The 19,950-nt window shown below is 54.7% G+C and carries 21 protein-coding genes and 3 riboswitches; of the genes, 7 read left to right on the top strand and 14 right to left on the bottom strand.

The genetic code is table 11. The annotated features are described in order from the left end of the window. Positions 1-38: 38 nt before the first annotated feature. Complete coding sequence (locus BA6348_RS12380) at positions 39-209, top strand: YjzC family protein (RefSeq protein WP_005829753.1); 171 nt, start codon at positions 39-41, stop codon at positions 207-209. A gap of 55 nt (positions 210-264) precedes the next feature. On the opposite strand, the gene BA6348_RS12375 is transcribed toward BA6348_RS12380, so the two are convergent. Next, complete coding sequence (locus tag BA6348_RS12375; protein WP_025844653.1) at positions 265-513, bottom strand: hypothetical protein; 249 nt, start codon at positions 511-513, stop codon at positions 265-267. A gap of 171 nt (positions 514-684) precedes the next feature. Between BA6348_RS12375 and BA6348_RS12370 the strand changes: the two genes are divergently transcribed. Next, complete coding sequence (locus BA6348_RS12370; protein ID WP_005829750.1) at positions 685-1,227, top strand: DUF309 domain-containing protein; 543 nt, start codon at positions 685-687, stop codon at positions 1,225-1,227. Positions 1,228-1,232: 5 nt separating this feature from the next. Here BA6348_RS12370 and BA6348_RS12365 read toward each other — a convergent pair whose 3' ends face one another. Both BA6348_RS12365 and BA6348_RS12360 read right to left on the bottom strand, forming a co-directional pair. After that, a complete protein-coding gene (locus BA6348_RS12365) occupies positions 1,233-1,775 on the bottom strand; it encodes an RNA 2'-phosphotransferase (protein ID WP_005829748.1) in 543 nt (180 codons plus the stop codon). A 28-nt stretch (positions 1,776-1,803) separates the two neighbouring features. Then, positions 1,804-2,484, bottom strand: a complete 681-nt coding sequence (locus BA6348_RS12360) for a CPBP family intramembrane glutamic endopeptidase (RefSeq protein WP_122952792.1) — start codon at positions 2,482-2,484, stop codon at positions 1,804-1,806. Between the two features lie 195 nt (positions 2,485-2,679). On the opposite strand from BA6348_RS12360, the gene BA6348_RS12355 reads away from it, so the two are divergent. Both BA6348_RS12355 and BA6348_RS12350 read left to right on the top strand, forming a co-directional pair. Next, a complete protein-coding gene (locus BA6348_RS12355) occupies positions 2,680-3,879 on the top strand; it encodes an MFS transporter (protein ID WP_005829744.1) in 1,200 nt (399 codons plus the stop codon). A 113-nt stretch (positions 3,880-3,992) separates the two neighbouring features. After that, positions 3,993-4,475 carry a CcdC family protein gene (locus BA6348_RS12350; RefSeq protein ID WP_005829742.1) on the top strand — a complete coding sequence of 161 codons (483 nt, stop codon included), beginning with the start codon at positions 3,993-3,995 and terminating at the stop codon, positions 4,473-4,475. 179 nt (positions 4,476-4,654) lie between these two features. Here the strand turns inward: BA6348_RS12350 and BA6348_RS12345 are convergent, their stop codons facing one another. The 4 genes from BA6348_RS12345 to BA6348_RS12330 form a co-directional block, all read right to left on the bottom strand. Beyond that, positions 4,655-5,491, bottom strand: a complete 837-nt coding sequence (locus BA6348_RS12345) for an alpha/beta hydrolase (protein ID WP_122952793.1) — start codon at positions 5,489-5,491, stop codon at positions 4,655-4,657. A gap of 1 nt (position 5,492) precedes the next feature. Then, positions 5,493-6,569, bottom strand: a complete 1,077-nt coding sequence (locus BA6348_RS12340) for a P-loop NTPase family protein (protein WP_122952794.1) — start codon at positions 6,567-6,569, stop codon at positions 5,493-5,495. Between the two features lie 239 nt (positions 6,570-6,808). After that, on the bottom strand, positions 6,809-7,216 hold the full coding sequence (locus BA6348_RS12335) for an NUDIX hydrolase (protein WP_025844961.1): 408 nt from the start codon (positions 7,214-7,216) through the stop codon (positions 6,809-6,811). Positions 7,217-7,258: 42 nt separating this feature from the next. After that, on the bottom strand, positions 7,259-8,065 hold the full coding sequence (locus BA6348_RS12330; protein ID WP_007786298.1) for a VOC family protein: 807 nt from the start codon (positions 8,063-8,065) through the stop codon (positions 7,259-7,261). A gap of 77 nt (positions 8,066-8,142) precedes the next feature. Between BA6348_RS12330 and BA6348_RS12325 the strand changes: the two genes are divergently transcribed. After that, positions 8,143-9,282 (top strand): CapA family protein, encoded by a 1,140-nt coding sequence (locus BA6348_RS12325; protein ID WP_005829732.1) that lies wholly within the window; start codon positions 8,143-8,145, stop codon positions 9,280-9,282. 153 nt (positions 9,283-9,435) lie between these two features. Further along, positions 9,436-9,591 (top strand): hypothetical protein, encoded by a 156-nt coding sequence (locus BA6348_RS26685; protein ID WP_007786301.1) that lies wholly within the window; start codon positions 9,436-9,438, stop codon positions 9,589-9,591. A gap of 66 nt (positions 9,592-9,657) precedes the next feature. Here BA6348_RS26685 and BA6348_RS12320 read toward each other — a convergent pair whose 3' ends face one another. The 5 genes from BA6348_RS12320 to zwf form a co-directional block, all read right to left on the bottom strand. Next, complete coding sequence (locus BA6348_RS12320) at positions 9,658-10,920, bottom strand: homoserine dehydrogenase (RefSeq protein ID WP_122952795.1); 1,263 nt, start codon at positions 10,918-10,920, stop codon at positions 9,658-9,660. Positions 10,921-11,003: 83 nt separating this feature from the next. Next, positions 11,004-11,113: riboswitch (SAM riboswitch) on the bottom strand. A gap of 143 nt (positions 11,114-11,256) precedes the next feature. Beyond that, a riboswitch (SAM riboswitch) is annotated at positions 11,257-11,364 on the bottom strand. A 465-nt stretch (positions 11,365-11,829) separates the two neighbouring features. Continuing rightward, positions 11,830-12,029: riboswitch (cobalamin riboswitch) on the bottom strand. A 104-nt stretch (positions 12,030-12,133) separates the two neighbouring features. After that, positions 12,134-12,649, bottom strand: coding sequence for a DinB family protein (locus BA6348_RS12315; protein WP_005829727.1), 516 nt, complete (start codon positions 12,647-12,649; stop codon positions 12,134-12,136). A gap of 216 nt (positions 12,650-12,865) precedes the next feature. Continuing rightward, complete coding sequence (locus BA6348_RS12310; protein WP_005829724.1) at positions 12,866-13,486, bottom strand: cyclase family protein; 621 nt, start codon at positions 13,484-13,486, stop codon at positions 12,866-12,868. Further along, positions 13,473-14,525 (bottom strand): Gfo/Idh/MocA family protein, encoded by a 1,053-nt coding sequence (locus BA6348_RS12305; protein WP_122952796.1) that lies wholly within the window; start codon positions 14,523-14,525, stop codon positions 13,473-13,475. Before BA6348_RS12305 ends, BA6348_RS12310 begins: the two co-directional genes overlap by 14 nt. A 138-nt stretch (positions 14,526-14,663) precedes the next feature. Next, entirely contained in the window at positions 14,664-16,163 is a 1,500-nt protein-coding gene (gene zwf / locus BA6348_RS12300) for a glucose-6-phosphate dehydrogenase (protein WP_007786311.1), read from the bottom strand. Between the two features lie 369 nt (positions 16,164-16,532). Here zwf and BA6348_RS12295 point away from each other — a divergent pair, with 369 nt between their 5' ends. Next, positions 16,533-17,735 carry a saccharopine dehydrogenase family protein gene (locus BA6348_RS12295; protein WP_007786312.1) on the top strand — a complete coding sequence of 401 codons (1,203 nt, stop codon included), beginning with the start codon at positions 16,533-16,535 and terminating at the stop codon, positions 17,733-17,735. A 78-nt stretch (positions 17,736-17,813) separates the two neighbouring features. Here BA6348_RS12295 and kynB read toward each other — a convergent pair whose 3' ends face one another. Then, positions 17,814-18,431, bottom strand: a complete 618-nt coding sequence (gene kynB / locus BA6348_RS12290; protein ID WP_122952797.1) for an arylformamidase — start codon at positions 18,429-18,431, stop codon at positions 17,814-17,816. Between the two features lie 139 nt (positions 18,432-18,570). After that, positions 18,571-19,752 carry an ATP-binding protein gene (locus BA6348_RS12285; RefSeq protein ID WP_025844976.1) on the bottom strand — a complete coding sequence of 394 codons (1,182 nt, stop codon included), beginning with the start codon at positions 19,750-19,752 and terminating at the stop codon, positions 18,571-18,573. Positions 19,753-19,950: the final 198 nt, after the last annotated feature.

Here is a 19,950-nt window from a genome sequence, read left to right as displayed (position 1 = left end):
TAAGGCAGATCACACATTGCGAGAAAGAAGGTGTCCCTATGGGAGAACAAAGCCGTTTTCGTGAAGGCGACAAGTCGCCAAAAAACGCAGTGTACATGGAAATCGGGGAAACCGGCGCCAGCGTACAGGACCCGATGATTATCGAGCTGGACAAAGGCGAAAAGTTTCCCGCGACCCGCAACAAAAACCGGGTCTGGACCCAAAAGTAGGGGCAAATACAGCAAGAAAACCAACCTGGCCGCAAAGAGCTAGGTTGGTTTCTTCTTAATCCTCGTCTTCGTCGTCTTCGCTGTCTTCCTCGTCCTCTTCGTCACCGCTCACATACACGATGGTAACGCCAAGGCTCTCCAAAAGGGCAAGAACTTCCCTGTTCAGCTCCTGGTCCATCAGCAGCCCCAGGCTTTCCACCAGTTCAAGCTCCTCCAGTTCGCCTTGCTCGGCATCCTCAATCAGCTCTATGATTTCGGTCATTCGCTTTTTTTCCAAGACAGCCATCAGTTCATCTCTTGTCATATCGTGTTTCCCACCTCGATTTCTCTACTCTATGCTTTATAATAGTACATAAACAAACCGTTGAAAACATAACGGTCACGACCTTGTGGTTGGCGGCAAACAGCCACAGCCGCTTGCCCGCAAAGCGTCGAGGCGTTTTTTCTTACAAAAAAGAGCGAGGTGAAGTCCATCATGTATCCTGAGCCGTATCTGGACTACCTGGTTCAGTTTCATGTCGAACGCGACTATTTCGAGTGTCACGAGATTTTGGAAGAATATTGGAAAAGCGCTCCACCCGCGGAGCGCCAGTCTGTCTGGGTCGGCTTGATTCAAATTGCCGTCGGGCTGTACCACCACCGACGCGGCAACGTAAACGGCGCCCGCAAAATGCTCACAAGTGCCCACGCGCTGGTGAAACAGCATCACGCGGAGCTGGAGCGCCTCGGCTTGGACAGCACGGCCCTGGAGCGCCTCTTGGCAGTCCGCCTGGAAGAGATTGAACAAGGCTTGCCTTACCGCAGCATCACCTTGCCGATGCGGGCAGCCGAGCTGATTGCCGCGTACAAAGCGGCCTGTGCCAAGCAAAATCAGCCGGAGTATCGCGACAGCGACATGAATGATCCGTTTTTGCTAAACAAGCACACGTTGCGCGACCGCAGCGACGTCCTCGCAGAACGAGAGCGCCAGCTACAGCTCCGCCAAGGCAAACAGAACGATCCCGATTCCGCAACCTGATGCGCTCACTCCGCGACAAAAGCCGCTGGAATCGCCTCACTGAACCAAAATGCTCCGCTCCCTTGGAAAAATCGGATGCCGGTTGCCCGCGCCCGAGCCGCCTGAACGGTCAGCAAACAGAGCGTGTCCTCCGGCATCCCGATGTCTTCTGCCCGAAAAGCAAGCTGGACGTGCTCGCTTGCGATCGGCAAAAGTCCCCCGGCGAGCGCTTGCTGCACCAGCTTTGCGTGCGTGCCGTAATACAGGCGCGCCGGAGGTTCCACCTCTGTGAGCCGGGTTGCCGTCTGGCTCGGCGCAAAGCCGTACGTGGCACGAATCAACTCGCCCCCATCCCACTCGATCTGCCGCTCCGGGTCATTTTCCACCACCTGCCACAAATCGGCACGCCGGAGGTTCGCCCACCCTTTGATCGCGCGCAAATAAGCGAGCAGTGGTCCCGTTGGCGTGAAGCCGTATGTATCGAAGTAAAGCTGGACGTGCTCGTTTTTTTGCCGCAGGATGCTGAGCAGACGCTTGCGCAGCGTAACTTCCTCGTGCAGCGCCAGCATGGCGATCTCCCCCTTCGTCTGTTTTACGCTAATAAATCCAGAAAACAACAGCCAGCGCCAACCCCAAATCCGCCAGCAAATGACTGAACCAGGTCGGGTAGATGGACGGAAACAGCCCTTTCATCCACCCCCAGATGACGCCCGCGCCATACACCGCGGTCGTAAGCAGCAAGCCTTGCCACACGCCGAACAAGGCCGTCGTGATAATCAGGTGGTACAACGTGTAAAAAAAACTCGTGAGCAACACGGAGACGACACGGGAGAGCGAGCGCAGCATTCGCTGCAGGACAAAGCCTCGCCAGAACAATTCCTCCAAAAGCGAGTTGACGACCACCAGATACAGCGCAAACAAACCGATCCAGTTGCGGTTCACCCCCCATGACTCCAGCCCGGCCCGCACGATGTCCGGCCTGCCCTCCGCCTGCAAAATCAGCCACAGTCCTGTCAGGATTCCTGTAAAAAACAGCAGCCCCAGCCCAATCCCGAAAAGCGCCCCTCGTTTTTCAAAGAGGCCCCACGCCAAGCGCCAATACTCTTGCAAGCTTTTTTCCCACCAGCCATGCAACAGCGGGATTGCTACACAGACCGCCAAATGAAACGAAACAAACGTGACAAACAAGCTGTGCCGCTCTACCAGCCCGTAAAAAATGGCGAGCGTGGCAGCAAACCCATACCCGATCAGGAGAAGCAGCGTACGTTTTCGCGCCATTTACGATAAGCTCCTTTGTTGCGTAATCGCCGCCCATTGTTCCTGTAATGTGCCCGTTATTGCCAGGAAGCATACATCTATTGACAATAAATATACAAATATTTGGGCAGATGCTATACTGAGTGGTACCGTTTTGAAAAAAATCGATCGGTTCATTTTTTTGTCAAAAACTAAAAAAGATTTGGAGTGGCTCTCATGTTGTGGCGTAACCGAACCTTTCTCCTGCTGATGACAGGAGAGATCGTCGCTGGGGCAGGCATGTGGATTTCCATTATTGCCAATTTGTCGTTCATGCAGAGCCTGATCCCTTCCGAAACCGTGAAGGGGCTGATTTTGATGACCGGCCTGATCGCAAGCATCTTGCTTGCTCCGAAAGCAGGCGTCGTCATCGACATGTACGACAAAGGAAAAATCATGCTCTGTGCCAGCCTGGCTCGAACCTTGAGTCCTGTGTTTATGTTTCCCGCACTCGCGTACGATTCGATTTTGTGGATGATTGTCTCGCTGCTCGTCATGCAAGTGTCGGCGGCGTTTTACTTCCCGACCGTGCAAGCCTCCCTGCCTGCCATCTTGACCAAGGATGAACTGCTGAAAGCGAACAGCGCCTACTTGAACATTTCCACGCTGTCGCGCATCGGCGGAACGGCCCTCGGGGGAATCCTCGTCGTCTCCATGGAGCTGTCCATGCTGTACGTCTGCTCGATGATTGCGTATGCGATTCTCGCCGTCGTCACGCTGTTCCTGCGCATTCCTCCTGTCGCCTCGCGCAACCTGAAGGAAAAAGTGGAGTTTCGCGAAGTGCTGACGATTGCCCGTAAAGACCCGGCGCTGTTTGTCGGGCTTATCAACAACGGGTTGATTACGCTGTTTTTGGGCGGCATCAATTTGTTGATTCTCAACCTCAGCGAACTCCAGCAGGCGCCTCAGCTCATGGGCTGGATTTACGCCGTAGAAGGAACGAGCATCCTAATCGGCGGCCTGCTTGCCAAACGGTGGATCGGCGGCAAAAACTTGGTCGCAGCCTCGACGCTCATGCTGTTTTTCTTTGCCCTCTCGCAATTCGGGATGTCGTTTGCCGATCATAAGGCGATGGTGCTGTCCTCTTTTTCCCTGTTCGGCTTTGTCGTCGCCTTCTTTTTCCCGGTGATCGCGACGATCTTTCAGAAGCGGCTGCCCGCCCACCAGCAAGGACGGTTTTTCTCGTTCAAAAGCATGCTGGATCGCACCTGTTTCCTGCTCGCGCTCGGGATTACCGGAATCGGTCTCGATTTGCTCGGGATCAGCGGCTACTTGCTGTTCATCGGCTCGCTGACGCTCTTGTCCGGCATCCTGACGTTCGTCTACAGCAAAAAGCACAAGCTGGACGTCCGTCAAAGCGACGAGGCGGCCGCCTAGCAAAAGCGCCGTTTGCCTGTCTCCTGCTTTTCCATGCGCCTCCATTTGGTGTACACTAGACTAGAAAAAACAACGTTGAAAATATGTGGCAAGTCTTTGGAGGCGTTTTTTCCATGCAGATATTATCTTCCCCTACATTCGGCCTTCTGGTTCCGCTCCTGATGGCGACTGCACTCATCTTTGTGCGTATGCGCAGGCAAAAAAAGCCTGTGTCGGCAAAGAGCATTATCTTGCCGCCTTTCTTCATGGCGACGGGCTTTGCGATGTTTTTCTTTCCGGAGGCGGCGCTCCCGCCGATGTACGATGTAGCGGCTTTTGTCACGGGGTTGTTTTTCTCGATTCCGTTGATTATGACTTCGCGTTTCGAAGTGATCGGCCAAGACGTCTACCTCAAGCGCTCCCGAGCCTTTTTCTTCATCCTGGTCGGTCTGTTAATCATCCGGGTGATTATCAAGCTGGTGATAAACGACAGCTTCACCTCGATTCAGACGGGCGGACTGTTTTTCCTGCTTGCTTTCGGCATGCTCGTCCCGTGGCGAATCGCGATGCTGTACATGTACCGCCAATTGACGAAAAAGACGTTTGGCACGCAATGAGGCGTAGGAAAAACGAAAAAGCAACCGGCTTCCTCTTTTGGGGGAGGAGGCGGTTGCTATTTTGGTATGAAAATGGTTTTGACGCCATGCGCGATGAAAGAGATGACACCGTTAGCGTGCTACACTCTGGTCATGATCGATGTGTAACGTTAAGCCCGGGTGTAAGCGAACCGTTGTTTTTAGCTACCGCTGTTTGCTTCCAGCAAATGATTTTGGAAAAAAGCTACCGTGTGGTTAATGATCTGCTTGCTCCGCAGATCGTCATCCCAGAGATCGAAAGCATGGCGACCATCGGGATGGAGGTAGTAATCGAGAGAAACATTTTGCTTGGAGGCGGTCAAAACGAAGTCATCAATCGTCGTGTTCAAGTCCGCCCGATCTGCCCCTGCTTTCGCTACCAGAAGCGGCGGAAGGTTTGCAGGGGCTTCCTCCAGAGCAGCCCGTGCGGATGCAGCCCGCAAAGTTTGCTCATCCAGATCAGGAAGCATAGCCCGCGCGCTCCACAAATCCATAATCGCGTACAATGCGGCGACACAGCGAATGTCACCCGCCTTATTCCGCAGCGCAGTCGGAAGTCCGACAGGGCCACCGGCGGAGCACACCCAGATCCCGAGTCGCTCGCGCGCGATGCCAAGCTGCTCTCCGCTCTCGCGAATGTACGCCAAAGCGTCCTCCACATCCCGGACAGCCTCATCAAGCTTGGAAAACCGCTCCGTGGAACGATGGGTAAACGTGACAGCGATCAGGCCACTCGCAGCAAGAAGCTGTCCCCACGATACGTATTGTCCGCTGTCCTTGATCGTTTGCAAAAAATGCCACGGTCCGTCTCCGTGGATGAGTATGACAGCAGGCATCCCTTTGGAGCACTCACTCCCTTTTGGATAGTACACGTCCATTTTCAGATCGCCGCGATCGGATGTCTTGTACACGACATCCTTTTTTACCTCTACAAGAGAAGTCTTCTCGTCGCTTGGCCTCATTACGATTCTTTTGGCAAACAGCTCGTTTTGCTCCACGTTACCCCATCTCCCCCGTAGGCACTGTATCGGGCAAGCCACCGATGTAAAAAAGCAGTTGCGGGTCAAGCCCATCCGTTTTTCCTTCTACAATACGCGACACATGTTCCAATGAATCAGCGGCGTTGACCCACACTCCCGCAAGCTTGGTCACTGGCTCTGCGATGTAAAAAGGCTGCGTCAAGTACAGCTCCAGTCTCCTGCCCCGCACGAATGTCTCCGTTTCCTCCGGGGGAACGGCAGCCTGTTCGCTCGCTTCCAGCCATTGTGCCAGCTCGCGGTATCTGCGCAACAGTTTCTTGGCTTTTTGCTGGACTGTAAAATGACGGTTTTCGACATGCGCGTCTTCCAGCAAAGTCGCGGTAGAGGCTACGGGATCAATCGCCGGATAGTAGCGCTTGCTTGACAAGACAAGATCAAATTGCCAAAGCGTATCCAACGGACCATAGGGGACAATCTCTTCCGTGGCCACGCCGCTCACATCAATCAGAAATACGGTCAAGTCTGTTACTCGCGCTTCGGCCAGCATGCCCCGCAACTTGCCAAGCTCCCCAAATAACACGTAAGACCGGTCAGCGGCCAGTACGGCTGTACCGTGTTCTTCTGCTTGCAAAATGGCTTGAAAGCACTCTTCGCAGCTATCACATACGGCTGCCGCTTCTGAAATGACCTCTTCCATGCCCACGACATCCCGAGCCGGGCGCCAGAAAACAGGGGTAAAGCCTGTCTGCTTCAGGCGCAAAAACAACTCCGTCAGCACGACCAGTTGTCCCATCCCTGGCTTTGCCACCAACCCGACCGTCCCCCCGCGAACGACAGGGGCGAAAACGTCGATCACCTTGATTCCCGTCTCCAGCATTTTCGTTTGCCCGCCGCGAATAATCAAATCGTCAAGACGACAGCCTGCCAGCTCAGCCAGACTCACCAACGTGCGAACCTCTGCCCGGCCGACAGGAATTTTGCCCGTACACAAATTGGACACCGTAGCTGGCCGCAAGCCTGCCTCTTTAGCGGCTGCAGTCAGGTTGGGAACCTTGCGTCTGAGCAAGGCGACATTAAGAGTCAAGTTATCCGTCATGCGATCCCTCCTTACCATTCAATTACTTCAATTACTTCAATTACTTCAAAGCGTAACATTTATTACTCTAAAAAGAAACAAAATATTTCCTGACAACTCTGACTACGTTATTATGTTGCACGTATATTGGCTACACAAAAAAGCCGTCCGCTTTCGGACAGCTTCTTTCACTCGTTCCTGCGCCGAGTCGTGGATTCGTCTCTGCACGCCCACGCCGCTTTCCCAAGCTGCGTGTTCTTTCAAAACTCCACGTAAAACGGGTGCTTTTCCTCCTGCAAGCACAGCTCAATTCGCTGCCGGAAGTTGCTCCACGTAACCTTTGTTAGCGCCTCTTCAATCGGGAAAAACCCGGCTTCCAGACACTCGGGCGTCGCGATCAGCTTCCCGCCAATCGGCCTCGCTAAAAACAGCACATTGCAGATCGACTTGCTCACGTTTTGAAACACGCCGCAAAACTTCGTAATTTCGATGTCCAAGCCGCACTCTTCCTTCGTCTCCCGGATGGCTGCCGCCCGGATGGACTCGCCTTCCTCCACTTTTCCGCCAGGCATCTCCCAGCCGCGCCTCGGGCCTTTTATCAGCAGCACTTCCTTGCGCTCGTTGACAATGATCGCTGCAGCAGACAGTGAATGCTTAGGTACAGTCAAAGGCTTGCCTCCTTTTTTCCGGTTTCTTGCTTTTGCTGTCCGTCAAGTGAGATAAATCCCGCCGCAAATGTCGTGCGGAAGCGGCAATGCATTCGCCGCGCCGATTTTCGCGAAAAAAGGACGCTCTCCGCTCGCCGCTAACGCCTGCTGCGCCGCTCCAGGCTGCGTCGGTTCACACAGGACGATGCTTCCGCCGGGCAGCGCAAGCGACAAGCAACGCGCACCCAGTCGCTCATCCGTGAAAACTTCCCCGCCCTGCAAGCCGAACCACCGCGTCCAGTCCGCAGCAGCCGCGTCCAAATTCGCGACAGCGAAGCCGACAGCCAGAAGCTCGGCTGCTCCGTTCGGATGCGGAGCGATGATCCCGCGCTGCGTCAAATCTGCCTGGCGCTCCTCGTCTGTCTCCTGCCACTCAATCAAAAACGGCAGCTTTCGCGCAGTCTGCGGGTCTTCGGCAAACAGCATGCGCCAGCGCAATGTTTTTCCGTCGTCTCTTGTGCGGCTGCCGTCTACTGGCCCTGTCAGCTTCAGCCCAAGCGCGCGAAATCGCTCCACCCACCGATCCATTTCGCTGGTGCGCAAGGCGATTTGTCCAAGCCCTTCGCCAAGCTCGTGCTCCGCGACCAACTGCGCGATGAGCGGATTGTCGGATCGTCCGGCAACCGCCGCATCCTCGACCGCCAAAAACTCCACATACGACAAGCCAAAATAGCTGAGACTGTTCCATGTCCCCCAATGGGTGTGCCTGCCTCCCGTTACAGCGTGAAATCCGGCTTCGCGAAACAGCCGCGCTGCTTCTGCGGGCGGACGATGGACAAAATGAACCAGATGGTCAAAGGATAATTGCATCTTTTTTCGCCTCTTTTCGTAATTACCTTTATCATAGCAAAATTTAGCAGCTTTTCGTTAGCGAAGAAAGGAGAAGCATGAACGAGACGAATCACAGCCGGAGACGCTCCCGGCGAAGACAGACAAAACCAAAGTGGCTTCGGGCAGGGAAAAATACGCTGCTTTTCAGCTTGCTCGCCGTCCTCGGGGCAGGCGCTTATCTCGGCTTCACTGCGCTCGGCAAGCACGAGGCTCCCAAAGCCACTCCCGCACCAGAGCCGGTCGCTGCCCCGGAGCCGACTGTCCGGCTCAGCTTTGTCGGGGACGTCATGATGGCAGGAAATGTGGAAAACGTTTTGCTAGAAAAAGGCTACGACTACCCGTTCACGCATGTGCGCTCGCTTTTTTTGCAGGATGACTACACCATCGCCAACCTGGAGACGCCGCTTACGACGAGAGGGACTCCCGCCGACAACAAAGCGTACGTCTACAAGTCGTCCCCTTTGGCTGCGCCCGCCATGCAGGCCGCCGGAATCGACGCGGTCAATCTGGCGAACAACCACTCGATGGATCAGGGCGTAGACGGCTTGCTCGATACGTTCGCCGCGCTGGAGGAACACCGGATCGCCTATGTCGGGGGCGGAGTCGATGCCACCCGCGCCTTCGCGCCTGTTTTTGTGGAGAAAAACGGCATCAGGCTCGCCGTGCTCGGATTCAGCCGGGTCATACCGGAAGTGAGCTGGTTCGCGCAAAAAAACGGGCCGGGACTGGCGGGAACCTACGACCCCGCCTTGGCCGTCCAAGCCATCGAGCAGGCGAAAGCACAGGCTGATCTCGTCGTCGTGATCGCCCATTGGGGCAAAGAGCGCGAAGACTTTCCCGTCGATCATCAAAAAGAACTCGCCAAGGCGTACATCGACGCAGGCGCTGACCTGATCGTCGGCGGCCATCCGCACGTGCTGCAAGGCTTTGAGCAGTATCGCGGCAAATGGATCGCCTACAGCCTGGGCAACTTCATTTTCACGCGCTCGACCGAGCCGAAAACGTGGGAAACGATGGTGCTGCAAGCAAGCTGTACGAAAAACGCCGCCTGCGACCTGACAATGCTTCCGTTCCACGCCGAACTGGGACAAGCCGTGCCGATGAACGCCACAGATGGAGCCGCTTTGCGCAAGCGAATCGAATCGCTCTCGGAAAACGTCCAGATTGACGCAGAGGGCCGCGTGCGGGGAAGTTAGCATGGCATAGTATAACCCCCGTCCTATTCGCCACTTCAGCCGGAAGCCGCTCATGAAAAAACGGGCGCATCCCTGTTCTTTTGGCTGAAACCTCTCCAAGCCTTATTCGTAAACCATAGCAAGACCGCTTTTACGAGCAAAAGGAGGGAGAGCATGACAGGAGCCATCATTACCGTAGCAGCCATTGGCGTTTTTCTGCTCTCGGGCTATTTCATGACCAAATGGGAAAAAGCCGTCTTCCCGGGAAACCAGCAAAACGGCTCCGCCCCTGATCCCCCCAAGCATTCGGACAAAAACGGCAGGCAGTAGGACGCCATCCATCTGGCATTCGTCCTTGCTGCCTGCCCGTTTTTTCTTTTGCGCCGCTTTTTCGGGTTATGCCGTTTCCAGCAGCGGGAAGCAGCGGACGGACAGGCCAAAATCGCTTTTCAGCACTTCCTCGTGCTCTTCGCGAATCCCTGTTACGATCAACCCCGCGCGCAATACTCCGCCCAGATCGAATTGGACTTTCAGCTTCGTCACCGTCACGCCCGCCTCGCGCAAGAAATGCAGGACGCGATCAGGCGTCGCAGCGAGACATGAGCCTTCGAGATAACACAGCACGCGCTCGTCCTGCCATTGACTCGGCTGCGCTTCGGCCGTTTTTTCCTTCCAGGCCGGATGCGGGGTAAACGGCTGCGTCAACAAATAAGCCAAATCCTCGACAACGGCGCTTGCCGTCGGCAGCTCGCCTGCGCCTCTGCCCGTAAACAGCAGATCGCCTACGATGTTTCCGGAAAGCTGAACAGCGTTGAAAGCATCCTGAATTTGCGCCAGCGGATGAGCGACAGGCAGCATGGTCGGCTGAACCGAGAGCCGGATTCCTTGCTCTGTTTTGTGCGCCTGGGCAATCAGCTTGATCCGGTAGCCCAGCTCGTTTGCGATACGGATGTGACCAGGAGACAAATCGGCAATCCCTTTGCGCACGACATTTGCAAGCGGCAGCGATTCTCCGTACACAAGCTGCGCGAGAATGTACAGTTTGTACATCGCGTCGAATCCTTCCACGTCAGAGCGCGGATCGGCTTCCGCATACCCCAGCTCCTGCGCTTGCTTCAACACTTCCTGATAGGGGAGCTGCTCCGCTTCCATTTTCGTCAGGATGAAGTTCGTCGTACCGTTGAGAATGCCGCGCACTCCTTGAATATCGTTCGTGCGCAAAAACTGTCGCAGCACGCTCAAAATCGGGATGCCGCCTGCCACGCTCGCCTCATAGGCCAGATGGACCTGATGCCGGTTTGCCAGATCGACCAACTCTGTGCCGCGTTTGGCAAGCAGCTCCTTGTTCGCCGTCACCACGTGGCAGCCTTTTTCGATCAAGGCACGGACGTAGTCATACGTCGGCTCGACGCCCCCCATCACCTCGACGACAATGTCCACATCGCTTTTCAACACGTCCTCAAAATCCGTGGTCAAAAGCGCGGGATCTACCTGAACGGCCCGTTCTTTTTCCGAATCGCGGACCAATGCTTTGACAATTTCGATTCGCTTGCCCAATCTCGCAGCCATCTTCTCCTGCTGCGAACGAATCGTCTTGATGACGCCGCCCCCTACTGTTCCCAATCCAAGCAGCCCTACCTTGACTACACCTGCGCTCATTTCTACCACCTCATAGCAATATTTTCGTAAAAAGAAAAAACCTTCCCGCTAAGAAGAAGGTTTTGGCATCAACGAAATCCTTCTCCTTATCTCCCAGGACGCTTCCGCCCTGCAGGAATTGGCACCTTGTCACAAGCTGTGTGACGGTTGCCGGGCTTCATCGGGCCAGTCCCTCCGCCTCTCTGGATAAAGAAAACTATGAATTTTTGCTCTTTCTCGTCGAGAAAGCGGCCAAGCGAAAAGCTTATTGGAAAAGAAAGCCTTTGTTGAGCGGAAACATCAAAAAACCTTCTTCGCTAAGAAGAAGGTTCGTCATAACTGCTACGATGTACCCGCTTCTTATCTTTCGGAACGAAAACGCCCCGCAGGAATTGGCACCTTGTCGCACTACGCAACGGTTGCCGGGCTTCATCGGGCCAGACCCTCCACCTCTCTGGATAAGAACTTTGTTTGCTGTTGAGCCTATTCTAAGAAATTCCAAAGCATTCGTCAACAAAATTCTTTTTCGTTTTTAACCAGGCTAGATGCGGTCAGAAACGGTTCAGATACGGCCAAAAACGGGACAACCGTTCCGAATGTACGGTCGCCTTCACCTGGCAAAAACGCTTTCGACTTCCTCCGTACTGCAGCAAACGCAACGGACCAGCCCTTCCTCGCTTTCCCCCGACAGCTCTCGTTCTTCGACATAACCGCACCATTGACAGATGAAAAGCTGAACCATGCTGCTCCCTCCTTTGAGTTGCTCACGGTCAATCAGCGCCGATTTCCTCTCCCCAAAACAAAAGACGCATTTTCTACTGATCGAAACGAGATCCGATCGTTAGAAAATGCGCAGGCAAGCAATAGACATCCTTGTCCGTTTGCCAGTATGGCGAGTCCTCTAACACCTCCCTATCTCCCGTAGGTCCATCAGTGTTGTTGAAACAGGCAGGTCTCCTGACTTCGGGATCATCGTCTGGCGCTGCCTTCCCTGTCCAGCGGCTGGACAAGTGGCCTGTGTGCGCGAAACTCCCCTCTTACAGTGGCGGGACCGTGTCGGATTTGCACCGAGCTTCCCTATTATCCTTAGCAGCGAATCGCCGCAAGGAACCTGTTCCCCCGTATGCAATTTTGCAAATCGTTACTACCATTCTATTCTACTTTTCCTGAAAATGGTAGAATAAACAAGCGAAAGGGACGAATCAAATCAACGCGGTTCGCTTTTGCATACCGTCTACAGTGAATACCTTTCCCGCAATATGCGACAGTGATGGGCCTCATGCCCGGCAATGACATAGGCCAAAGTGCGTGCGGACAGTTTGTTGCCGTTGGCCGTCCCTGTTCGCGTCCACGCCTCCTCTGCCACTCCCCGCAACAGAGCGCGCGTCGACTGCCGAACAGCCTGATATTCTTCGAGCAAATCGGCCAGGTCGCGTTTCTGAAAAAAAGCTTGCGCAACATACGCATTTTCGTCAAATCCGACGAGCGGTGTCTGATCTCCCCGGGCAATTCGCAGCAAGCGGTAGCTCATAATCCGCTCCGTATCGATCAGATGCCCCAACACTTCTTTTACGGTCCATTTGCCCGGCGCGTAGCGATACTCCGCTTGCGCCTCGGTAAGCCCGGCATACATCTCGACGGTCTGCGCCAGTTGCTTCGCCAGTACGGCTGTCAACTCGCCTTCTGGCACTTGCTCGACATAGTAGGCAAAATACTCCCCGTATTCCTCGCGATTTGGTCGACTTGGCATGCTTTTCGCCTCCTTTGATTTTGGGAACGGTCATTCCTTTGCTGTCTGGCCTTTTCTTAGAGCATCCGGTTTTCAGATGCTCTGTGGTAACATCACGGCCGTTTTAAAGGGATAGCAAGCCAGACCCTCTGTCGCGCAAAGCAGTTGGGCATACGTATCCGTGCCCGAACCCGTACCCGAACCCGCAGCTCCCCCCTGCGAACGCTTTATTTACCTTCATCCCTGCCAGCCCTCAAACAACAGCACCCTTGCCGGAGCAGCGTCTGTGCCGACCAGCTTTAACGGGGCAGCAACCATGAAGTATTTTCCTGCGGGCACCTCGCGAAGCCGCAAGCCCTCAATCACGATCACGCCTGCGCCAAACAACGTTTTGTGGGTTGGGTGTCCTTCCTGGCTGCGCTCAATCCCCAATGCATCCGTGCCGACACCGCGCACGCCTTTTTCCGCCAAATACGCTGCGCCGTCTTGTGCCAAATAGACGAACTCGAACGAAAAAGCATCCTCCCACGAATTTTTCGTTTGAAACAGGACAAACTCTCCCGACGCAATGTCGTAACCTTCCAGCTCGGCTCGCCCGATCTTGTCTTCCACATGCGTCAGGTCGAGTACGCGGCAGTTTCCTACCAGCTTTTCCAGCGAAATGCTTTCAAACGTCTCCCCGTCCTTCACCATGTGCAGCGGCGCGTCCACATGTGTGCCAGAATGCACATCCATGTCGATTCTCGACTCGGTCACGTAGCCGTTTGTTGCAGACAAAATCTTCGGCTGCTTTTCCGGCTTGTTTTTGTACACCGTCATCCCTTCAAAAATAGGTGCGGTCACATCAAACATTTTCATCGCGTTTCGCCTCCCTGTTTTGTTCGTTCTTCCCTGTCTCCGGATGCTTGCTTCCGCGCCGCAAATCGGCCGGGAAGACGACGCCGATTTGCCTTCTCGCTTCGTCCATGACTTCCATCGTCAATCGGGAGGCTGCATGTGAATTGGTCGCCGACTCTCTGGCGCCCGCCGAAGCCAGCCGGATAAACTCCCTGATTTCGTAGTGCATCGCCTTCGGCGTCTGGGGCCTGGTCACATCCTCGATCCTGCCGTCTCGGTAGCGAATCTCGATGCGCGTCAGGTGATTGATTTTATCGATCACCATCGTGGCGTCCTCCCCCTGGATTTCCGCTGGCTGATAGGAGGTGGTAATCTTGGAAAAGCTGAGGATGGCGTCCATCTCTTCGTACTTCAAAAGAATGCTGCCTTCTCCGTCTACCCCTGACGCCAGCACAACTCCTTCTGCCTTGACCTGCTCCGGCTTGCCAAACAGAACGATTGCCGGATAGAGACAGTAAATCCCGATATCCATCAAGGCTCCGCTGGAGTAAGCCGGGTCAAAAGCCCGCAGCACCTCGCCCGCGCGATACGCATCGTAACGGGAGGAATACTGGCAATTGCTGGCGATGAAGCGGCGAATTTTCCCCAGCTTGGGCAAATGGTCCTGAATCGTAAAAAAGTTCGGCACGAGGGTCGATTTGACCGCTTCCATGAGCAGAACATCATGCTTTTTCGCCGCCGCAAGCATCGCCTCTACTTCGTCCGCATTCGAGGCGAGCGGCTTTTCGCACAAGACGTGCAGCCCCAAGCTCATGCACAGGATGGCCTGCTCGGCATGAAAGCAATTGGGGCTGGCAATGTAGACGGCGTCGATTTGTCCGCTCGCCGCCATCTCTGCGGGATTCGTGTAGAAAAAAGGAGCCGCGAACTTGGCCGCAAATTCCTTGGCGCGCTCGAGCGTTCGCGAGCAAACAGCTTGCAGGGAAAAGCCCTCTACCGTATGGCCTGCCTGGATGAGCTCTTCTGTAATCCAGTTGGTACCGATTACGCCAAATCGCATGAATCGCTTCCCCCTTGTTTTTGGGCTGATTGGCCGAAAGTCGTGGGATTTGCAGGCAGTTTTTCGCTGGCTGGTCGAAGGGGCCGGGTTGGGCACGTAGCCTTTTCGCTCGTGCGCCCGACACTCCCTCTGCACACACTACCGATGCACTGGCTCCAGCTCACGTTCTTCTACATGATCTAGCCACCAGGAAAATCCTTCTTCCCGAAGCAAATCACGCGCGGCCTCCGGACCGTGTGAACCTGCCTCATACGAGACGAGCGGAACGAGATTGCGTTCGAAGGCGGCAAGGATCGGCTCCACCCATTTCCACGACAGCCGCACTTCGTTCCAGTGGGCGAAGTAAGTGGAATCGCCGCGCAGCGCATCGAACAGCAGTCGTTCGTACGCCTCTGGCACGTCCTGGTGGCCTGCGCTGAAGTCAACCGTGACAGGCTCAATTTTTCCGCTATTGGCCGGATTCTTACTATTCAACTGCAAGGCGATTCCTTCTTCGGGATGGACGTTGATGATGAGCAGGTTGGGCAATGTCTTTTCTTGCTGCTCCCGGTACAGCCGCTCCAAAGGGTTTTTGAATTCGATGACGATGCGGGTCGCTTTTTCCTTCAGCCGCTTTCCTGTGCGAATGTAAAAAGGCACGCCTCTCCAAAACGGGTCGTCGATCCAAACGCGCGCTGCGATATACGTTTCCGTCATGGACGCAGGCGATACCCCCGGCTCGTCCCGGTAGCCAACAACAGGCGTCTCCCCGATTTGCCCGGCACTGTACTGGGCGCGCACGACGTTTTGCGCCACCTCTTCTATTTTCAGCGGCCGCACTGCCTCCATCACCTTGCGCTTTTGTGCCCGAATATCGGTTGCCGTAATCCGCTTGGGGATGTGCATGGCGACCATCATCAGCATTTGCAGCATGTGGTTTTGCACCATGTCGCGGAGTGCTCCGGCCTGCTCGTAAAAGCCTGCCCTTTCTTCCACTCCGACCGTCTCGCTGGCTGTAATCTGCACGTTTGCGATGTGCCGATTGTTCCACAGCGCGGCAAACACAGGGTTGGCGAACTCCAGCGCCTCCAGATTTTGCACCATGGCCTTGCCCAAATAATGATCGATGCGGTAAATTTCTTCTTCGGTAAAAGCTTTCGTCAGCTTCTGATTCAAGTCTTCGGCCGATTGCAGGTCGCGCCCAAACGGCTTTTCGATAATCAGGCGCTTCCAGCCCTGTGGAGAGCCGAGTCCGCTCTCCTGGATGTTGGCCGCAATCACTTCAAAATACTCGGGCGCCACCGACAAATAAAACATCCGGTTTTGCGGGAGGTTGAACTCCTTTTCCCGCTGCTCCACCCGCTCAAGCAACGACGCGTATCCCGCAGCATCCGTCACATCGACTGCCACATACGAGAACGCCGCCAAAAATGGTGCAAGCACCGCCTGGTCGATCTCGTGGCGACGGGAAAACTCCCGGATGGACTGCTCTACACTTTGGATAAACGCCGTATCAGACCATGCTCTCCTGCCCACTCCGACAATGGAAAAGGCAGCAGGCAGCTTTTTATCGACATATAAATTAAACAACGCCGGAAAAATTTTGCGTTTCGCCAAATCTCCTGTAGCACCAAAAAGGACAAAGCTCATCGGTTCCATATGCGTTTCCTTCCTTCCGTACGCTTGCCATGCTGAATGCATCGTAGGTACACACCGTTATTATTAGAGAAAACGGCCACTTTATCAAGCAAAACACCTGCAAAGAATTGTTTTTGATCGCACGCTGTCGCGCATGGGACGTGAGGAACGGTTCATATACATGTACTATCCACCTTGCTATCTTGCATGGCAGGTGAACATCCCAGCACCTAAAAAGGAGGTTTCCCATGATGCTTTGCTTGCGTCCCCGCGAGCCCATTGATGATGTAATGGCGGGAGTGAATCGCCCCTCGTCTGTTTCGTTATTTTTGCAAAAATGGCTGTTCCGAATGCGAAGATAGCAGATTTGTCACCAGGGAGGAGGACTCTATGCGAGTCGCAATCTTAGGAGTAGGCGGAGTCGGACAAGTAAGCGCGTGTGAGCTTATCAAATCCCGGTTTGTAACCAAGCTGGTGCTGGCTGACATCTCCATCGGCCCTGCGGCAGAGCTGGCTCAGGAGTTGCGCCGGGAGACGGATGTCGATATCCAGGTAAAACGCGTGGATGCCCGTGACGTATCCAGCGTACGATCCATTTTGGGCGACATTGACCTTTTATTGCATATTGGCTTGCCAGAAAACAACCTCGCTGTCATGGAGGCTTGTCTGCACACAAGAACGCACTATATTGACACAGCTTCCTGCGGTCCGCAATGGCTGCAAAAGCAGCTTTCCTGGAACGACCGTTTTCGGAAAGCGGGAATTTTGGGGATTATGGGACTTGGCTGCGATCCCGGTTTTTCCAACATCGCTGCGCGTTACGCCGTCGATGCGCTCGATGAAGTGGACGCGATCTTGATTCGGGACGGAGATAATTCTGTCGTCGATTACGACGGCTTTTGCTCGTATTTCAGCCCGCAGACAGCCATTCAGGAATGCCTCGCGAAGCCGAACTACTGGACCGCCTCCAAAGGCGAGCAGTACTTTCCTACCCCTTTTGCCAACAAGGAAGAATTTGAATTTCCAGAGCCGATCGGCTGGCTGGACTGCTACAACGTGGAGCATGAAGAAGCAACCACGCTCGGCGAGACGATTGGGCGAGCAAAAGGCTGCAAATACGTCGACTTCAAGTACGCCCTGCACCCGGAGTTTGTCAATACGTTGAAAGTATTGCGCTATTTGGGGCTGGACAGCGACGAGGAAATTGAAGTAAAAGGGGTGCGCGTCGCCCCGCGCGACGTCGTCGTCACGACCATGCCGAAGCCCGTTGACCTCGCCGGAAAAATTCACGGCTATTCGAGTGTCGGCGCGCTCGTCAAAGGCAGAAAGGATAACAAGCGAAAAGAAGTTTACGTCTACACGATCGCCAATCATGACGAGGTTTTCCAAAAAACCGAGTTTCAGGCAACGATCTGGCAAACCGGCATCCCGCCTGTCGTTGCCGTAGACATGATGGCAGAGGGGCTGCTTACCATAACAGGCTGCATCCCGCCCGAGCTGATCGACCCGATCCCGTTTTTGGAGCGGCTGAAGGCGCGCGGCATGAACTGGGATGTCATCGAGAAAACTTCCCCTCTTTTGCAAATCACGTAGGGCGTAAGTTGAGATAAAGGCACAGAAGAACCGTGCATGCCCCTTCCCGGTATGGACGGTTTTTCGTCTGTCTTCGCTTTAGCGGCGGAGGATGGCGCGGACCGGGCTGCCATCGGCATCGGCCAGGGCGAGCGGCAGGGCAATCAGCTCGTAGTCGCCAGGCTCGATCGCGTCCAGCAAAAGTCCTTCCAAAATATAGATGCCATTCTGGTGCAAGCCGTGATGAGCGGGCAGCTCCTTGCTGGCCAGCGGGTCGACAGAAGGCACATCCACGCCGAGCAGCCGGATGCCTCTCTCGGCCAAATACGGCGGCAAATCAGGGCGAAGGTAGCATATCTCTGCGGGAAACTGCTCGGGGTCGGACCACGACAACGTTTTCAGCAGCAAACGCGTCACGCCTGACAGATCGACTCCCGCCAAATCGTCAGCGCCAATGCTCGCGCGTCCCGACACATCTACGACTCGCGCCGCTCCCACATACAGATCGAGCGGCAATTCAAGCGTCTTTTTGCCCGCATCGTCAAAATGAAAAGGAGCATCTACATGTGTCCCCGTATGGATGCTCATCACGAGCTTTCCTACATTGACAGAGCCGCTCTCTGCCTTCGGCCAGTTTACGGTATAACGATAAGCGGTATCACCTGGCCAGGTCGGCGTAGCTGCCGTTAGCGGGCGAGATATGTCGTACAGCTTCATGTCGATTCCTCCCATTATTTGCTGGATCTGCTCGATTACCCTCAGATTATAGAAAGACAGACGTTGCGTCAATATTCTTTCTATTCCGCAAAAAAGGAGCACCGCCTCACTCGCTTTTCGTGAATGCGGTCCTCCTTGTTTAAATGCGCCGATGCATAGCGAGATATTGTTCCACAGCCGCATAATCGCCATCTGTGTTGATCGTTGGCAACTGCTCCTTGATTGTCCTGAGCCACTCGATTGTCGTCGGTCGAGTAGCCGCGATCGACTCGCGCAGGTCGCTCATTTGGATCGGTCTTTCGATGCCTTTTGTCCAGACGTCATGCAAAACTTGCTCGGTCGCAAGCTCCACCACGTATTCAATATCCGCTCCCGAATAAAACTCGGTCCATCCCGCCAGTTGCGAGTAATCAAGCGGCTCAGCGGGGCGGCCTTTCAACTTCAGGCGAAAAATATCTTCTCGCGCGGCCCGGTCAGGTGGCCCGACAAAAAGCAGGTGCGCAAAGCCGCTTTCCCGCATCCAAGCGGGGTCGATTTCCCATGGCACATTTGTCGCTCCCAAAATGAGCAGCCTGCTCCCCAGCTCTGCTAGCTGCGAAAGCCACTTTTCAACAGGCTGGGGGCTGCTATAGTTGGAAAAAACGCCCGGCTGGCAATGCGTCCCATCCAGCTCGTCCCAAAAAGCGAGAAGCGTCGATTCTCTTGAAGCAGCAGGCCATAAGAGAGAAGACGCAGCGGAACCAGCCCTGTCCAATACAGCCTCTCCTCTCTGTGTTGCAGGCAATCGCAGAAAGTGAGCGCCGTACTCCCCGGCCGTCGCTTTGGCGAGCAACGACTTGCCGCACCCTGGTGGGCCGTAAAGCAGCACGCCCTTTTGCCGGACAAATTCAGCCTGCCGCTCCAACTGCCCGGTGGGAGCGAAAAGCGTATCGTGAATCGCCGCTTTGATAGGATGCAAGCCGCCAACCGAGTGATAGCGGATCGTGCTATCGAATCGCTCCGCGTGTTTCGCAGTTTCACGCCCATCGCTCGTCTCCATCCCCTGATTCCGCACAGCGGGCGTCGAACCGTATGTAGAGGGTTGCCAAAACTCGCTCCCTTTTTCCGCTGGAAAAAACGTGGATTCTCCTTGCAGCTTATGCAATTCTGCCGCAATTTTGCCTGTTATCTTCTCGTTTCCATACGTGAGAGCTTTCGTAAAAGCCTGCAATGCTGCCGTGCGATCCCCCTGCTCCGCATGCTCCAACCCCAACAGAAGCCATCCATGGGCATTTTCCTCGTCCTCGCTCAGCATGCTTTTTATGATCTCTATTTTCGCCATGTACTTCATCCTCTGCCATCATTTACTTCGTTTTTATGTATGTGCAGCTTGCGTTGGCATGACTTTCATGCTAGGTAAAAAGCCTTTCATCCTATCCAAAAAAAGGAGCGTAGACGTCTTTATTATAATGCAAACGTCCTGCAATCAGAATATGGAAAGTCGGAAATGAGCAGAGGCCGAAAGAAACGGACGGCTGTT

Source organism: Brevibacillus agri (assembly GCF_004117055.1).
Classification (GTDB): Bacteria; Bacillota; Bacilli; order Brevibacillales; family Brevibacillaceae; genus Brevibacillus; species Brevibacillus agri.
This window is presented reverse-complemented; position numbering and strand designations above follow the sequence as displayed.

What these genes read in the sequence shown, in the direction of transcription:
- BA6348_RS12380 (WP_005829753.1), top strand. Translation starts at nt 39, where the DNA reads ATGGGAGAACAAAGCCGTTTTCGTGAAGGCGACAAGTCGCCAAAAAAC.
- BA6348_RS12375 (WP_025844653.1), bottom strand. Translation starts at nt 513, where the DNA reads ATGACAAGAGATGAACTGATGGCTGTCTTGGAAAAAAAGCGAATGACC.
- BA6348_RS12370 (WP_005829750.1), top strand. Translation starts at nt 685, where the DNA reads ATGTATCCTGAGCCGTATCTGGACTACCTGGTTCAGTTTCATGTCGAA.
- BA6348_RS12365 (WP_005829748.1), bottom strand. Translation starts at nt 1,775, where the DNA reads ATGCTGGCGCTGCACGAGGAAGTTACGCTGCGCAAGCGTCTGCTCAGC.
- BA6348_RS12360 (WP_122952792.1), bottom strand. Translation starts at nt 2,484, where the DNA reads ATGGCGCGAAAACGTACGCTGCTTCTCCTGATCGGGTATGGGTTTGCT.
- BA6348_RS12355 (WP_005829744.1), top strand. Translation starts at nt 2,680, where the DNA reads ATGTTGTGGCGTAACCGAACCTTTCTCCTGCTGATGACAGGAGAGATC.
- BA6348_RS12350 (WP_005829742.1), top strand. Translation starts at nt 3,993, where the DNA reads ATGCAGATATTATCTTCCCCTACATTCGGCCTTCTGGTTCCGCTCCTG.
- BA6348_RS12340 (WP_122952794.1), bottom strand. Translation starts at nt 6,569, where the DNA reads ATGACGGATAACTTGACTCTTAATGTCGCCTTGCTCAGACGCAAGGTT.
- BA6348_RS12330 (WP_007786298.1), bottom strand. Translation starts at nt 8,065, where the DNA reads ATGCAATTATCCTTTGACCATCTGGTTCATTTTGTCCATCGTCCGCCC.
- BA6348_RS12325 (WP_005829732.1), top strand. Translation starts at nt 8,143, where the DNA reads ATGAACGAGACGAATCACAGCCGGAGACGCTCCCGGCGAAGACAGACA.
- BA6348_RS26685 (WP_007786301.1), top strand. Translation starts at nt 9,436, where the DNA reads ATGACAGGAGCCATCATTACCGTAGCAGCCATTGGCGTTTTTCTGCTC.
- BA6348_RS12320 (WP_122952795.1), bottom strand. Translation starts at nt 10,920, where the DNA reads ATGAGCGCAGGTGTAGTCAAGGTAGGGCTGCTTGGATTGGGAACAGTA.
- BA6348_RS12315 (WP_005829727.1), bottom strand. Translation starts at nt 12,649, where the DNA reads ATGCCAAGTCGACCAAATCGCGAGGAATACGGGGAGTATTTTGCCTAC.
- BA6348_RS12310 (WP_005829724.1), bottom strand. Translation starts at nt 13,486, where the DNA reads ATGAAAATGTTTGATGTGACCGCACCTATTTTTGAAGGGATGACGGTG.
- BA6348_RS12305 (WP_122952796.1), bottom strand. Translation starts at nt 14,525, where the DNA reads ATGCGATTTGGCGTAATCGGTACCAACTGGATTACAGAAGAGCTCATC.
- zwf (WP_007786311.1), bottom strand. Translation starts at nt 16,163, where the DNA reads ATGGAACCGATGAGCTTTGTCCTTTTTGGTGCTACAGGAGATTTGGCG.
- BA6348_RS12295 (WP_007786312.1), top strand. Translation starts at nt 16,533, where the DNA reads ATGCGAGTCGCAATCTTAGGAGTAGGCGGAGTCGGACAAGTAAGCGCG.
- kynB (WP_122952797.1), bottom strand. Translation starts at nt 18,431, where the DNA reads ATGAAGCTGTACGACATATCTCGCCCGCTAACGGCAGCTACGCCGACC.
- BA6348_RS12285 (WP_025844976.1), bottom strand. Translation starts at nt 19,752, where the DNA reads ATGGCGAAAATAGAGATCATAAAAAGCATGCTGAGCGAGGACGAGGAA.